The organism is Caldimonas brevitalea, from assembly GCF_001017435.1.
In the GTDB taxonomy this organism is placed as follows: Bacteria; Pseudomonadota; Gammaproteobacteria; order Burkholderiales; family Burkholderiaceae_C; genus Caldimonas; species Caldimonas brevitalea.
The window spans coordinates 5,841,594-5,855,529 of sequence record NZ_CP011371.1 but is presented as its reverse complement, the minus strand read 5'-3'; the positions used below and the strand labels follow the sequence as shown (position 1 = coordinate 5,855,529).

11 protein-coding genes and 1 pseudogene are annotated in these 13,936 nt (G+C 65.5%); 3 read left to right on the top strand and 9 right to left on the bottom strand.

All coding sequences use genetic code 11. The annotated features are described in order from the left end of the window. Nucleotides 1–985 precede the first annotated feature (985 nt). Nucleotides 986–2,121 (top strand): IS3 family transposase gene (locus AAW51_RS24930; protein ID WP_417903583.1). Its coding sequence is split into 2 segments (ribosomal slippage): nt 986–1,235 and nt 1,235–2,121, totalling 1,137 coding nucleotides; the frame shifts between segments, so codons are not numbered across the junction. Between the two features lie 105 nt (nt 2,122–2,226). Here the strand turns inward: AAW51_RS24930 and AAW51_RS29500 are convergent. Next, nucleotides 2,227–2,435: pseudogene (locus AAW51_RS29500) on the bottom strand (IS110 family transposase); the annotation flags it as partial. Nucleotides 2,436–2,480: 45 nt separating this feature from the next. Between AAW51_RS29500 and AAW51_RS24920 the strand changes: the two are divergent. Then, nucleotides 2,481–3,601 (top strand): IS3 family transposase gene (locus tag AAW51_RS24920; protein WP_417903582.1). Its coding sequence is split into 2 segments (ribosomal slippage): nt 2,481–2,745 and nt 2,745–3,601, totalling 1,122 coding nucleotides; the frame shifts between segments, so codons are not numbered across the junction. Between the two features lie 22 nt (nt 3,602–3,623). On the opposite strand, the gene AAW51_RS24915 is transcribed toward AAW51_RS24920, so the two are convergent. From AAW51_RS24915 to AAW51_RS24885, 7 genes are all read right to left on the bottom strand, one after another. Then, complete coding sequence (locus AAW51_RS24915; protein WP_157360027.1) at nt 3,624–3,944, bottom strand: DUF7079 family protein; 321 nt, start codon at nt 3,942–3,944, stop codon at nt 3,624–3,626. Nucleotides 3,945–4,007: 63 nt separating this feature from the next. Then, nucleotides 4,008–4,751: a hypothetical protein gene (locus AAW51_RS24910; RefSeq protein ID WP_047196784.1), complete on the bottom strand. Its 744-nt coding sequence runs from the start codon at nt 4,749–4,751 to the stop codon at nt 4,008–4,010. Nucleotides 4,752–5,159: 408 nt separating this feature from the next. Beyond that, nucleotides 5,160–5,588 carry a helix-turn-helix domain-containing protein gene (locus AAW51_RS24905; RefSeq protein WP_169788077.1) on the bottom strand — a complete coding sequence of 143 codons (429 nt, stop codon included), beginning with the start codon at nt 5,586–5,588 and terminating at the stop codon, nt 5,160–5,162. A gap of 11 nt (nt 5,589–5,599) precedes the next feature. After that, nucleotides 5,600–7,300, bottom strand: coding sequence for a 2-isopropylmalate synthase (leuA, locus tag AAW51_RS24900; protein ID WP_047196782.1), 1,701 nt, complete (start codon nt 7,298–7,300; stop codon nt 5,600–5,602). 464 nt (nt 7,301–7,764) lie between these two features. After that, complete coding sequence (locus AAW51_RS31135) at nt 7,765–7,893, bottom strand: hypothetical protein (RefSeq protein ID WP_256365026.1); 129 nt, start codon at nt 7,891–7,893, stop codon at nt 7,765–7,767. Nucleotides 7,894–7,965: 72 nt separating this feature from the next. Next, a complete protein-coding gene (locus AAW51_RS24890) occupies nt 7,966–9,435 on the bottom strand; it encodes a catalase (protein ID WP_047196780.1) in 1,470 nt (489 codons plus the stop codon). Nucleotides 9,436–9,693: 258 nt separating this feature from the next. After that, nucleotides 9,694–10,641 carry an AEC family transporter gene (locus AAW51_RS24885; protein ID WP_047196779.1) on the bottom strand — a complete coding sequence of 316 codons (948 nt, stop codon included), beginning with the start codon at nt 10,639–10,641 and terminating at the stop codon, nt 9,694–9,696. A gap of 256 nt (nt 10,642–10,897) precedes the next feature. Here AAW51_RS24885 and AAW51_RS24880 point away from each other — a divergent pair, with 256 nt between their 5' ends. Next, nucleotides 10,898–12,949 (top strand): ATP-dependent helicase, encoded by a 2,052-nt coding sequence (locus AAW51_RS24880; protein WP_047198268.1) that lies wholly within the window; start codon nt 10,898–10,900, stop codon nt 12,947–12,949. A 108-nt stretch (nt 12,950–13,057) separates the two neighbouring features. Here AAW51_RS24880 and AAW51_RS24875 read toward each other — a convergent pair whose 3' ends face one another. Then, nucleotides 13,058–13,933 (bottom strand): N-acyl homoserine lactonase family protein, encoded by an 876-nt coding sequence (locus tag AAW51_RS24875; protein WP_157360026.1) that lies wholly within the window; start codon nt 13,931–13,933, stop codon nt 13,058–13,060. Between the last annotated feature and the right edge of the window lie 3 nt (nt 13,934–13,936).

Sequence of the window (13,936 nt, the reverse complement as noted above, 5' to 3'; positions counted from 1 at the left end):
CACGGCCGACACGGTTGGGCTACCCACAAAGTGCTGAAGCGGCCCATGCTCATCGGGTTGAGGGGCGAGCTGTTCCCCGTTCTTCGCGGGTCAGTTCTCTTGCCGTCGAACGTTCGCCGTTACTGTGTGAACCAGAGCGTAGGACCGCATTCTCGGTCCTCCCCGTTGGGGCCTGCACATGCTCTGAACCATGTCACGGCTCCCCCATAGTCCGGCCCTTCTTCCCCACACTTGCCATCTGCGCCGTCCGCATCACCGACCAGGCCCGACTGAGTGTCGTTTCCGTAGTGCACGCGGACACCCCAGGAGTCGTGCCTGTGGTCGCAGGCATAGATCCGGGTGTGTTCGTCGTTCATGAAGCCGCGTCCTCTGTCATTCGGGATGGTTGACGAGTCCGTGTCGGCCCACGCGGATGCGCACAGAGTGACCGCTGCAATGGTGAGCGATCTTCGGACATTGGCGGGAACACTGCGTGTTTCATCGCGAATCATGACGAATCTCCTTTCCATCTAGAGGCAACACGCCGGCATGAGTCCGCTTGAACATGGCTCTCGGGATTGATCTTGCCGGCAAGGGTGCTACGTCCGGCCATCGTCTGACAAGGAAGCTTGAGTCGCAACCCGTCAATTCTTCGGTCTTGGGGTGATCTCCGCCCCGATCAATGTGCCCACACCGGACGTACATGGACGCCCCCGTTTGCCAAGGTCTCAGTTCATGATGACAGGGGGGGAAAGATTGCTCCCGTACATTCGGACTTCCCGTGCGAGACACGCTCGCTGTCCCTGATGGGTTCTGCTGGTCGACGTCTCGATCGCCTAGACGCACTCTGGGTGCCTCGTCCGGCGCGGGCTTTATCGACCACGGTCTTACCTGTCTTGCCATCACTTCGTGATCGCCTGAGCAATCGGTGGTGAGTTTGACCTGCTCCCCACCAGCCGTGCCAGGGTAAAGGAAGTGAAGTCCGTCAACCAGGAGAATGGCGGACATGAGGAAGAGCAAGTTCAGCGAGGAACAGATCATCGGGTTCCTCAAGCAGGCCGAGGCCGGTATTCCGGTGGCCGAGATCTGCCGCAAGGGCGGTTTCAGCGACGCGACGTTCTACAAGTGGCGCTCCAAGTTCGGCGGCATGGACGTGCCGGACGCGCAACGGCTGCGTGAGCTGGAGGCGGAGAACGCCAAGCTCAAGAAGCTGTTGGCCGAGGCGCACCTGGACATGCACGCGCTCAAGAGCGTCCTCGGGGTAAAGCGTTAGCCCCACGAGCCAAGCGCGAGGCGGTCCGCAAGATGGTTCAGGAACACCAACTGTCGGAGCGCCGTGCGTGTCGCCTCGTGGGGCTATCCCGCGACAGCTATCGGCACCCGCCGCAGGCCGACGCTCAGACACAGGCACTGGCCGGGCGCATCGTCGAGATCGCTCACGAACGGCGCCGGTTCGGCTACCGCCGCATCCACGACTTGTTGCGCCCGGAGTTCCCCAACGTCAACCACAAGCGTGTGTGGCGGCTGTACGCGGCGGCCAACCTGGCGGTGCGCAAGCGCAAGAAGGTTCGCAGGCCACCGGCCGAGCGCCTGCCGCTGCAGGCCGCCACGATGGTCAACGAGGTATGGAGCATGGATTTCGTCAGTGACAGCCTGGCCAATGGCCGACGACTGAAGTGCCTGACGGTCGCCGACGACTTCAGCCACGAGTGTGTTGACATCACGGTCGATTACGGCATCTCGGGTGAGTACGTCACGAGGCTGCTGGACCGTGCGGCTCGCTTCCGAGGCTACCCCGCCGCTGTGCGGACCGACAACGGGCCGGAGTTCACGAGCCGCGCCTTCATCGCGTGGACCATCGAGCACGGCGTGCGGCACCTGCTGATCCAGCCCGGCAGACCCATGCAGAACGGCTACATCGAGAGCTTCAACGGCAAGTTCCGGGACGAGTGCCTGAACGAGCATTGGTTCCAGACCCTGCAGCAGGCCCGGGAGACCATCGCGCACTGGCGACGCGACTACAACGAGGTGCGACCGCACAGCAGCATCGGACGCATCCCACCCTCGCGCTTCGCCGAACAGCACCGCCAGCATTCAGGCAGTGCTGCTCACCAACCTTCAGCTTCACACGAGATCAATTAACCTTCAACCCCGGACTCCTTCCATACGACTGGCACGGCAGAAGGGGGCAGGTCAAGTTCTCCTGTCTTCCCGTGTTGATTCTTGGAATCTTGTCAACCGACACGACTACGCGGCCGCGTAGTCGTGTCGGAACTCCCGGTCATGTGCGAGCAGCGCCCAAACGATCCGGGCTGTCTTGTTGGCCAGCGCGACGGCAGCGACGTTCCTGTTGCGACGGGCGGCCACGTTGAAGACCCAGCTCTTCGGATCGGCCTTCTGCTTGCGCGATAGATGACGGACCTCGCACCGTGCGTAAGCTTCCCCTCGACGTAGACACCTGAATCTGGAGAATGCGGCCTCGAATAGGAAGACGAGGACCGATGAGAAAGAGCAAGTTCAGCGAGAGCCAGATCGTGGCGATCCTGAAGGAAAGCGAGGCGGGCGTCGCGGTGGCCGAGCTATGCCGCAAGCACGGAGTCAGCGCCGCGACGTACTACAGCTGGAAGAGCAAGTACGCGGGAGCAACGGTCAGCGATCTGACGCGCATGCGCGAGTTGGAAGTCGAGAACGCAAAGCTCAAGCGCATGTACGCGGAGCAGGCGCTGGAGATCGCGGCGATGAAGGACGTGCTGTCGCGAAAGTGGTGACGCCGTCTGCGAAGCGGCAGGTGGTGCAAGTCATGACCGACGAGCACCACGTGCCGGTCAAACAGGCCTGCGCACTGGTGGGCCTGTCGCGGGCGGCGTACTACCGCAAGCCTGTCCACGGTCCGATGCGCGACGGGGAGGTGATTCAGGCGCTGAACGACGTTGTCGGGCGCAATGGCCGCTGGGGCTTCTGGAAGTGCTACCAGCGGCTGCGCCTGGATGGGCGGGCGTGGAACCACAAGAGGGTATGGCGCGTGTACTGCGAGATGGGATTGAACCTGCCGCGGCGAACGAAAAAGCGTGTGCCACAGCGAGAGCGCGTGCCGCTGCAGGCGGGCCAGTACATCAATCAAAGCTGGGCGCTGGACTTTATGCACGACGCCCTGTACGACGGCAGACGCTTCAGGACACTGAACGTCATCGACGACGCCAACCGAGAGGCGCTGGCCATCGAGGTCGGCACCTCTATTCCGGCCAGGCGGCTAATCCGTACGCTCAGCCGCTTGATGGAGTGGTACGGCACGCCAGACTCGATTCGCTTGGATAACGGGCCGGAGATGACCTCCCAGGCGTTCACCGAGTGGGCTGCTGTCAAGGGTATCGCGCTGCGCTTCATCGAGCCCGGCGAGCTCAATCAGAATGCCTACATCGAGCGCTTCAACCGCACGTACCGCACCGAGGTACTCGACGCCTACCTGTTCAGGTCCATCGAGCAGGTGCAGCACATTACCGAGGAATGGCTGCTCGAATACAACGAGCGCCGACCTCACGATGCCCTGGGAGGGCTGCCGCCGCGGCAGTTCCTGCCCAGGATCACAACCGCCGCAGACTCTAGTTCTGGAATGTCTACTTGACGGGGGAGCTTACGGAGCCTCCTCAGCGCGTGATCAGGGATAACACCGTCCGCCAGCGGGACTCCACCAACTTGTCTGCCGGTTTCCACTGGAGCACCTGTCGTTGCAGCCACCCGGGCGGGTTGGACAGATATTGACTAACGGCTTCGATGACCGACGCGTCGTTCCAGCCTTCCATCTCAGTCACTGCCAGCGCGCCGAGATTGGAACCAAAAACCGGTGCTACCTCGTCGCGCAGAATCGATTCGATGTCGTCGAGCGTGAATCCTGACTCGAGCAACCGATCTGCAATGGACCGGATGTCGTAGTCCTGAAGTTCCTTGCCGACGAACAGATCGGACAAGGCGATCCAAACTGGAGCTCGCTGCGTTAGTTCCTCTGGAGTGAGTGCCATCGGGCTGTTGCCTTAGCGGCTCGTGGGGGACGGATACAGCGTGCCGAAGGTCAGATCTGCCCCCGTGGCGAACAGCAGGCCGCCGATCAGCACCGCGACGCCAACGCAAACAGGCGCCGTCGCCGCGCAGACACCCGTGGCGACCGCACCTGCGCCAACGGCTGCCCCGCCGGCAACGCCGGCACCTGCAATTACACTCTGGCGCGCGACTTCGCGGGGCTTGTCTTCCGCTTCGTAGATCTCGTAGACCGCGACGGCCAGTGATACCAGGACCAGACGCTGCCCTATCTTCCCGATGAACTTGGCCTTGGCAATGACGCTCGGATTCGGTCGGCCGGCCGCATTGACGATTTCGGTGTAGACGCGGGCCTGTTGCGCTTCGCCCAACTCGGCAAATGCTTTCTTGAACAGATCCTTGGCGTATTTGTCGGCGAGTTCGCCCAGCGTCTTGCCGCTGAGCTTGAGCTTCCTGGCATAGGCGCGGCCCACCGGGCTGCTGCGCAAGCGGGACAGCTCCATGATCTCGTTGCGCATTTCCTGCGCCAGTTCTGCGCCGGCCTTAGCGGTCATCTTGCCGGCCTGGACTGCTTGGGCGATCTCTTTCGAAGCAGCGACCGAATCGGTCACGTATTGCGCGCGGACACGGGCATCCGTGATGCAGACGTGGGCGAAATTGGCAGCTGTAGCCTGCAGCTCGGCAAGCGCCCTTTGAAGAAGCCGTTGATCGTTGGCTTGGGTGTCGGGAGAAGATGGCATGACTATGCCCTTTGCATGGATTGCGCGACTTTCTCACACAGTGGCATTTACATGAAATGTCGGCGCGCCCCCTATTCATGGGGGCTGGACTGAAACAAGGATTTCAGCAAGCCGGCGAGTGTCCGTTCTCTGCCTACTACGGAAGCCCGTAGATTTTCCCTTGAAGCCGAATGAATCGAATGAGAGTTTGGAGAAAGCAACGAAGTGGTTCGAAAGATTCGTATCACAGCGTTCAGATCCAACGTTGGCTTTCGAGGGGCCACGTCGCTTCGTCAGCGGTGGCCAATGTTGGGTCTACCCGAACACTAGGCCCTGAGAGGAAAGACAGTCCCCACCGGCGCATGCCTTGCGGCCTGCGCTGTGCCGGGCAGCCGTGCACGGCGATCTTTCGGTCGCGATGGACGGGGTTCAGCCCGACCCGAGCAGCCGGCGCACGGTCTTTTCATCGACGCCCGCTTCCTGCGCCAGCTGCGACACAGGTCGCCAAGCCGCCTGCTCGATGAGCCATTGCGCCAGGCGCTCCGTCAAGCGGCGGCGCGCCGACGTGCCCTGCGGGGTAGGCGTGTACGTGACGCCGCAGGCGCCGCAGCGCCAACGGGTCACGTCGACGCGGCGCCACGCAGGCCGGCCGTTTTCAGGCAGGTCGCGCAGCACCCGGCTCACCCGGCCATGGCGGCGCATGTGCTCGGCTTTGCCACACCTGCGGCAGTGCGGTGGCAGCGCCGCCTCCTGCGCGGCGCCGCGGTGCCACGCCGCGGCCAGGGAGAAGCCCTCGCGCGTGTAGTCGCAGTGCTCGCGGCGGGCCGGTGAGGCGGCTGAAAGATCATCGTCCAACATCGCCTCCTCGCTCATGCCAACCGCAGGCGTGGGCCCAGCCAGCCACCCGGCAGTGCCGTCGGATGGCGCACCAGACATCGGTTGACGCCGTGCACCAGGGCCTGGATGGACGCGCCGACGATGCTGGTGTGCAGCCCGACGCCGAACAGGCTGCCGGGCATCTGCGGCAGGCTCAGCTCGACGAACGCGACCGCCTTGGCGTCGGAGCCGGCCTGCAGGGCCCGCTCCTCATAACTGTCGATGCGCAGCGGCAGGCCCAGTGCGTGCACCGCCGCGTCAAGTGGGCCGTTGCCCTGGCCGTGCAGGCGCCACTCGCGCCCCTCGGCTTCGAGCACCAGTTCGAGTTGCACGCAGCCCTCGTGTTCACGGCTGTTGTGCGAGACATAACGCAGCGGCTCGTGGCGCTCGAGGTACTCGTCGTGGAACAACTGCCACAGTGCGGCCGCGCTCAACTCGCCACCGTCCGCATCGGCCACCTGTTGTACGGCGCTGCTGAACTCCACCTGCAGGCGGCGCGGCATCACCAGCCCGAAGCCGGCCTCCAGCAGGTAGGCGACGCCACCTTTGCCCGACTGGCTGTTGATGCGCACGATCGAGTCGTAGGTGCGGCCCACGTCGGCCGGGTCGATCGGCAGGTAAGGCACCTCCCAGATGGCGTCGGGCCGCTGCGCGGCCATGCCTTTCTTGATCGCGTCCTGGTGCGAGCCCGAGAAGGCGGTGAAGACGAGGTCGCCGACATAGGGGTGACGCGGGTGGATGAGCAACTTCGTGCACTCCTCGACCGTGCGCGCCACCTCGTTGATCTGCGAGAAGTCGAGCCCGGGGTGCACCCCCTGGCTGTAGAGGTTGAGGGCGAGCGTGACCAGGTCGACGTTGCCGGTGCGCTCGCCGTTGCCGAACAAGCAGCCTTCGACCCGGTCCGCCCCGGCCATCAGCGCCAGCTCGGCAGCGGCCACCGCGGTGCCCCGGTCGTTGTGCGGGTGCACGCTCAACCACAACGTGTCGCGCCGCTTGAGCCGGCGGTGCATCCACTCGATCTGGTCGGCGTAGAGGTTGGGCGTGCTCATCTCCACGGTGGCCGGCAGGTTGACGATGGCGCGGCGCTCGGGGGTGGGTTGCCAGACGTCCATCACCGCGTCGACCACCTCGCACGCGAAGTCGAGTTCGGTGCCGCTGAAGACCTCGGGGCTGTACTGGAAGGTCCAGTCGGTGGCCGGTTGTTCAGCCGCCAGGTCGGCGATCAGGCGGGCGCTGCGGACCGTGAACTCGCGCACCTCGTCGCGCGACATGCCGAAGACGATGCGCCGGAATGCGGGCGCGGTGGCGTTGTAGAGGTGCACGATGGCGCGCTTGGCGCCGCGCAGCGACTCGAAGGTGCGCCGGATCAGGTCTTCGCGTGCCTGGGTCAGCACTTCGATCGTGACGTCGTCGGGCACCAGGTCGTCTTCGATCAGGCGGCGCACGAAGTCGAAGTCGGTCTGCGAGGCCGCTGGAAACGCCACCTCGATCTGCTTCAAGCCGATGCGGCAGAGCATCTGGAACATGCGCAGCTTGGCATCGGCGCCCATCGGCTCGAACAGGGCCTGGTTGCCGTCGCGCAGGTCGGTGCTCATCCAGATCGGCGGGGCGGTGAGCACCTGGTCGGGCCAGGTGCGGTCGCGCAGGGCGACGGGCGGGAAGGGGCGGTACTTGCGGCTCGGGTCGGTCAGCATGATGGGTCGTCAGGTCAGGGTGGAGACACAAAGGGTGTGGCCGGCACGGAGCTGCCCGACGACCACCGGTTCGAGGTCGGGCAACCGATGGGTAGTCGCGAGGCGGTCAGGGCGAAGGGCAGCGGTTGCATGAAGAGGACTCCGATCGAACAGGTCAGCAGGAAGAAGAAAACAAGGCGCCAAAACGACCACGGCCAGCTGGGCAGCTGGCCGTGGTGAGGAGGTGGCTTCGGGGGGAGGTGTCAGCTGCGCGGGCGGCGCAAGCTGGTGTGCAAAGACCCGAGGCGACTCAGACCAGCCAGCAAAGGTGCGGCTAGCGATAGCAGTAGCAGGGTCTTGGCGAACGTCATGGCGGCAGTGTTGGCGAGCGGCAGGGCTTTTGTCAATGTGTCCACAGCAAAGTCCGGGCGTGAGGGTGTTGCAACAGGGCCAGGCCGCCTGCGAGAGGCGACCTGCGGGCCGGGTCAGGCCGATGGCGTGAGCCACTGCGACATGTGAAACATCAGGGCGAGCCAACCGGAGGCGAACAGCAACATGCCGATGCGCTGCTGCAAGGCCAGGCGGGGCAGGGCGGTGGTGGCGGTGGGCTTCATGAGAACCTTCCAATCTGAGATGTCGGGGCTGGCCGCCCTGCAGGGCCGGGGCGCTGCAGGGCGGGGGCTGCTTCAGAGCGCGCCGGCCAATTGCACGCCCAGCTTGGCGGCGATCGCGGCGCCGTAACGCGGGTCGGCCTTGGCGAAGTGCGCCAGCTGGCGCTGGACGATCGACATCGGCACGCTGCGCATCGCGCCGGCGATGTTGCTCGTCAAGCGGTCTTGCTCGTCGGCCTTCATCAGCCGGAACAGATTGCCCGCCTGGGTGTACGGATCGTCGCCCTCGGCATGGTCGTAACGGTCCGCGTCACCGCTGATCTTCAGCGGCGGCTCCTTGTACTGCGGGGCTTGCTTGGGCGTCGACACGATGCTGTTCGGCTCGTAGTTCGGTGCCGCGCCGAAGTTGCCGTCGAAGCGCATCGAACCATCCCGCTGGTAGGTGTGGTACGGGCACTGCGGCCGGTTCACCGGCAGCTGCTGGTAGTTGGTGCCGACGCGGTACAGATGTGCATCGTGGTAGGCAAAGATGCGGCCCTGCAGCATCTTGTCCGGCGAGAACCCGATGCCGGGCACCACATTGGCGGGCGAGAACGCGGCCTGCTCCACTTCGGCGAAGTAGTTCTGCGGGTTGCGGTTCAACTCCAGCACGCCCACTTCGATCAGCGGATAGTCCTTGTAGGGCCACACCTTGGTGATGTCGAACGGGTTCCAGCCGGTCTTCCTGGACCAGGTTTCGGCTTCCACCTCGGGCATCACTTGCACGCACAAGCGCCACTTCGGGAAGTCCTGCGCTTCGATGGCGTTGAACAGGTCACGCTGTGCGTAGTCGGGGTCTTCGCCGGCCAGCCGCACGGCGTCGGCGACGCTCAGGTTCTTGATGCCCTGCATCGAGCGGAAGTGGAACTTGACCCAGAAGCGCTCGTTGTCGGCATTGATGAAGCTGAAGGTGTGGCTGCCGAAGCCGTGCATGAAACGATAGCCGTCCGGCGTGCCGCGGTCGCTGAACAGCGTCGTGATCTGGTGCAGGGCCTCCGGGCTCAGGCTCCAAAAGTCCCACATCATCGTGGGCGACTTGAGGTTGGTCTGCGGGTGGCGCTTCTGGGTGTGGATGAAGTCGGGGAACTTGCTCGGGTCCTTGATGAAGAACACCGGCGTGTTGTTGCCCGCCACGTCCCAGTTGCCTTCCTCGGTGTAGAACTTGACCGCGAAACCGCGTGGGTCGCGCTCGGTGTCGGCCGAGCCCTTTTCGCCACCGACGGTCGAGAAGCGCAGCAAGACCGAGGTCTGCTTGCCGACCTGCTCGAACAGCTTGGCGCGGGTGTAGCGGGTGATGTCCTCGGTGACCGTGAAGGTGCCGTAGGCGGCCGACCCCTTGGCATGCACGACCCGCTCCGGGGTCCGCTCGCGGTTGAAATGCTGCAGCTTCTCGATCAGGTGGAAGTCTTGCAGCAGCACCGGGCCGCGGGGGCCGGCGGTGACGGAGTTCTGGTTGTCGGGCACCGGGATGCCGGAGGCGGTGGTCAAGGTGGTGCGGGTGGTCATGAGGGCTCCTTGGGATGTCGTCCGGGTGTCTGTCTGTCTTCAGATCGCTTCGGCCAACGCGGCCAGCAGTTCCAGCAGCAAATCGGTCATCGTCGGCTCCTTGCTATCGATGTTGTTCATGCGATTGATTCGATGAATGGGAGCTTACGGGGGGTGCGGTCCTAGAGGAAGTGAATCCTCTCGACTTTTGCAATAGAAGAAGACTATTGAATCGCCGGAGAACGGCCTGAGGGCGGGGAGCCTCCCCCTGGCGGCGCGTCAGCCCAGCCAGCGCACCGCGAACGAGAAGCTGAAGAACGCGAGCGTCGTCGACGCGAGGATGATGCGGGCGATGCGCCCGTTGTCAGCACCGTAACGTTCGGCCAGCAGCGAGACATTGCTCGCCGACGGCAAGGCGGCGGCCAGCACCAGCACGGACAGCGATTCGCGCGTCATCGGCAGGCCAAGCAGGAGGAAGGCGGAACCCACGGCCAGCACCAGCAGCGGGTGCAGCAGCAGTTTGATGGCGACGACCGGCACGACGTGGCGCAGCGCCGTATGTCCGTGCGCCGCCTGGTTGGACCGCCACAGCACGGCGCCGATCGTGAACAGCGCCACCGGCGTTGCCGAGTCGGCCAGCATCTTGACGATCTGCGCCAGCGGCCCCGGCAGCGACCCTTGGGCCACCGACATCCCGGCGCCCAGCACGATGGCCCAGGGTAACGGGTTGCTCACGGCGCCGCGCAGCGCTTGCAGCATCGCTGCGCGGCGGTGCCCGGCCCCCTCGCTTTGCGCGAGTGCCAAACACAAGGAGCTGGTCAGCAGCAGGTCGACCAGCACGGTCACGATGACGGGCCCGGCCGCCCGCTCGCCCAGCAAGGCCACCAGCAGCGGCACGCCCATGAACCCGGTGTTGGGGAAGGCCGCCACCAGCGCGCCGAAGGCGGCGTCCTTGAGCCCCAGCCCCATGCGCCGCGACAGCGCCACCGTCAGCGCCACGACCAGCACCGCACAGGTGGCGTACAGGGCCAGCCAGACCGGATGGAGCAACTGCGCGATCGGCGTGCCGGCGCCGAAGCGAAACAGCAGACAGGGCAGCGCGAAAAACAGCACATAGCTGTTGAGGCCCGGGATGGCCGCTTCGGGCAGCACCCGCGCGCGAGCGGCCAGGTAGCCGCACAGCACCAACGCGAAAAAGGGCAGGGTGACGGTGAAGATCGCTTGCATGCCGGCGCAGTATCGCAAGGCCCCGCGGCCGCCAACTGAAGCGGTGCTGAACGTGCCCGGGGGGCGCCGCCGTGCATGCGGTTTGTCACGCAGCCGGGGGCCGGCAGCGCCCGGGCCTTCGCTATGATGACCCGCTTCGCGCCGCCCGCCGCTGGCGACGAAGGCGCCCGCCCGCCGATGCGAGCCCTTGCTCCAACGCCGTCCGGCCTTTTGTCTCGTTCGCCTCTTCGCTGCCTGCCCGACAGCCTGCCTGCCCGTGTCTGCTCCGCCCAGCCTCAACCCCGCCCAGCTCGAAGCCGTCCACTACCTGCAGGGGCCGTGTCTGGTCCTGGCCGGCGCCGGTTCCGGCAAGACCCGCGTGATCACGCACAAGATCGCGCGCCTGCTGCAGGCCGGCTACGAACCGGGCCAGATCGCCGCCATCACCTTCACCAACAAGGCGTCGGAGGAAATGCGCGAGCGGGCCAAGGGCCTGGTCGGCCCGCGGGCCGCCAAGCAGCTGGTGATCAGCACCTTCCACTCGCTGGGCGTGCGCTTGCTGCGCAGCGACGGCGCGCGGCTCGGGTTGAAAGACAAGTTCTCGATCCTGGACAGCGACGACGTGCTCGGCATCTTGCGCGACGCCGGCAGCACCACCGACGCCAAGCTGGCGCGCAGTTGGCAATGGACCATCAGCTTGTGGAAAAACCAGGGCTTCAACAGCGACCAGGCCGAAGCGGCCGCGCAGAACGACAACGAGCGTGTCGCCGCGCGCGTGATGCGGCTCTACGAGGAGCGGCTGGCGGCCTACCAGGCGGTCGATTTCGACGATCTGATCAGCCAGCCGCTCAAGCTGCTGCAGCGTGACGCCGAGGTGCGCGCCAAGTGGCAGGACACGCTGCGCTACGTGCTGGTCGACGAATACCAGGACACCAACGCGGTGCAGTACGAGCTGCTGAAGGTGCTGGTGGGCGAGCGCGCGATGTTCACCGCGGTGGGCGACGACGACCAGTCGATCTACGGCTGGCGCGGCGCGACGATCGAGAACCTGAAGCGGCTGCCGCAGGAGTATCCGCAGCTGAAGGTGATTCCGCTCGAGCAGAACTACCGCTCCACCGGCAGCATCCTGCGCGCGGCCAACAACGTCATCGCCGCCAACCCGAAGATCTTCGAGAAAAAGCTGTGGAGCGAGTACGGCGACGGGGAGCCGGTGCGGCTGGTCGAGTGCGACAACGAGGAACACGAGGCCGAGCGCGCGGTGGCGCGCATCCAGTCGATCCGCGGTGGCGCCACCACGCAGGCGCCGGCCGAGTGGAGCGACTTCGCGCTGCTCTACCGGGCCAACCACCAGGCGCGGGTGCTGGAGCAGGCGCTGCGCAAGGCCAACATCCCGTACAAGGTGTCGGGCGGGCAGAGCTTTTTCGACCGCGCCGAGATCAAGGACCTGTGCGGCTGGCTGCGGCTGCTGGTCAACAACGACGACGACCCGGCCTTCCTGCGCGCGGTCACCACACCCAAGCGCGGCATCGGCCACCAGACGCTGGGGCAGCTCGGCGAGTTCTCGGCCAAGTGGAAGGTGAGCCTGTTCGAGGCCTTGTTCGCCGACTCGCTGTCGACCGCGGTCAGCGCCCGCGCGATCGGCTCCTTGCACGAGTTCGGCCGCTATGTGAACGACCTCGAATACCGCTTCCGCCACACCGTGGGGGCCGAGGCGGCCAAGCCGGTGCTGATGGAGTGGCTCAAGGAGATCGGGTACGAGCAGCACCTGTACGACGGTGAAGAGAACGAAAAAGCCGCGGCCAATCGCTGGCAGAACGTGATGGACTTCATCGACTGGATCGCGCGGCGCTGCGGCGGTGAACTGGAGACCGAAGGCGGCGTCACCAGCGAAACCGAGCGCAAGAGCGTGCTCGACGTGGCGCAGACCATCTCGGTGATCCTCAGCCTGGCCGAGCGCGGCGGCGACCCCAACGTCGTGACGCTGTCGACCCTGCATGCTTCCAAAGGCCTGGAGTGGCCGCACGTGGTGTTGATGGGGGTCAACGAAGGCTTGCTGCCGTTCAAGAGCGACGACGAGGAGATGACGGCGCACCGGCTCGAGGAAGAGCGGCGTTTGATGTACGTCGGCATCACGCGGGCCCGACAGACCCTCGCGGTCAGCACGCTCAAGCGCCGCAAGAAGGGGCGCGAGTTCGTGCAGGGCATCCCGAGCCGCTTCATCCACGAGATGAAGCTCGACGAGAAGACCATGAAGGAAGACCCGCGCGAAAAGCTCAAGGCGCTGCGGGCGGAATTCGCCAAGCGGGCGGCGCAGGCGAAGGTGGCCTGACGCTGCGGCGGCTGGGTCGGGTTCGAACGGCGCTGGTGCATGTGACGCGGCTGCAAGTGCACTGCGCCGTCAAGCTCGCCGTGTCGGGCGACCCGTCCGTCCGCCTCGTCAATCGAGATACCGCGGCGGCTTCGGCAAGCGGGCGTAGTCTTCCGGTGCATGCTGGACGATCACGCGCGCCTTGCGTCGGCGCGCCAGCGCCTCCATCCGTTCGATCGACGCCAGTGTCGCGGCTCGATCGGCGTTGATCGCGGGCACGTGTCGGTGGGCGCGGCCTTCCAGGGTCAGGTAGAGGTCGCCCGACAGCAAGACCGGGCCCGATCGCTGCAGGCTCACCATCAGCACGCTGCTCCCGGGCGTATGGCCGGGTGTCCGCAAGATGCGCACACTGCCGTCGCCGAACACGTCGTGGTCGCCGTCGATGAGCTGTTGACGCACGGACGGCAAGGTGCTGAGCAGTTCCGGGACCACGCTGGCCGGGGCCGGTGACGCCTGCGCCCAGGCCAGTTCCGATCGCTGTAGCACCCAGGTCGCGCGCCGGAACAGGGCGGCGTTGCCGACGTGGTCGAAATGCAGATGCGAGAAGGCGACGTAGCGGATGTCGTCGGGCGTCAACCCCAGCGCCTGCAACTGCTCCTCCAGCGGACGCCCGGCCCCAATGCGGAACCCCAGTCGTTCCAGCATGTGCTGCGGCTCCACGCCGCCGGTCACGGCGTTGGGCAGGGTGGCCGGCATCCCGGCGTCCCACAGCATCCACCCTTGAGGATGACGGATCAGAAAGCACGGGTCGGCAAGGCGGGCAGGTCGGCCGTCATAGTGGCCGGTGTCCGACCCGACCGAAAAATCGCGGAATTCCGCATGACCGCAGTCCAGCGTGTACAGGCGCACATCGGCCGCCAAGGCCCCTGTGGCGTGAAGCGCGAGGCTGAGCAGGGCAGCCAGCCGGGCGCCGCCCGACAGTCGAGAAACAAAACGACAGAGCATGGT

Excerpts from the sequence above, each read along its gene's own strand:
- AAW51_RS24910 (WP_047196784.1), bottom strand. The coding sequence starts at position 4,751 with ATGCCATCTTCTCCCGACACCCAAGCCAACGATCAACGGCTTCTTCAA.
- AAW51_RS24905 (WP_169788077.1), bottom strand. The coding sequence starts at position 5,588 with ATGTTGGACGATGATCTTTCAGCCGCCTCACCGGCCCGCCGCGAGCAC.
- leuA (WP_047196782.1), bottom strand. The coding sequence starts at position 7,300 with ATGCTGACCGACCCGAGCCGCAAGTACCGCCCCTTCCCGCCCGTCGCC.
- AAW51_RS31135 (WP_256365026.1), bottom strand. The coding sequence starts at position 7,893 with ATGAAGCCCACCGCCACCACCGCCCTGCCCCGCCTGGCCTTGCAGCAG.
- AAW51_RS24890 (WP_047196780.1), bottom strand. The coding sequence starts at position 9,435 with ATGACCACCCGCACCACCTTGACCACCGCCTCCGGCATCCCGGTGCCC.
- AAW51_RS24885 (WP_047196779.1), bottom strand. The coding sequence starts at position 10,641 with ATGCAAGCGATCTTCACCGTCACCCTGCCCTTTTTCGCGTTGGTGCTG.
- AAW51_RS24875 (WP_157360026.1), bottom strand. The coding sequence starts at position 13,933 with ATGCTCTGTCGTTTTGTTTCTCGACTGTCGGGCGGCGCCCGGCTGGCT.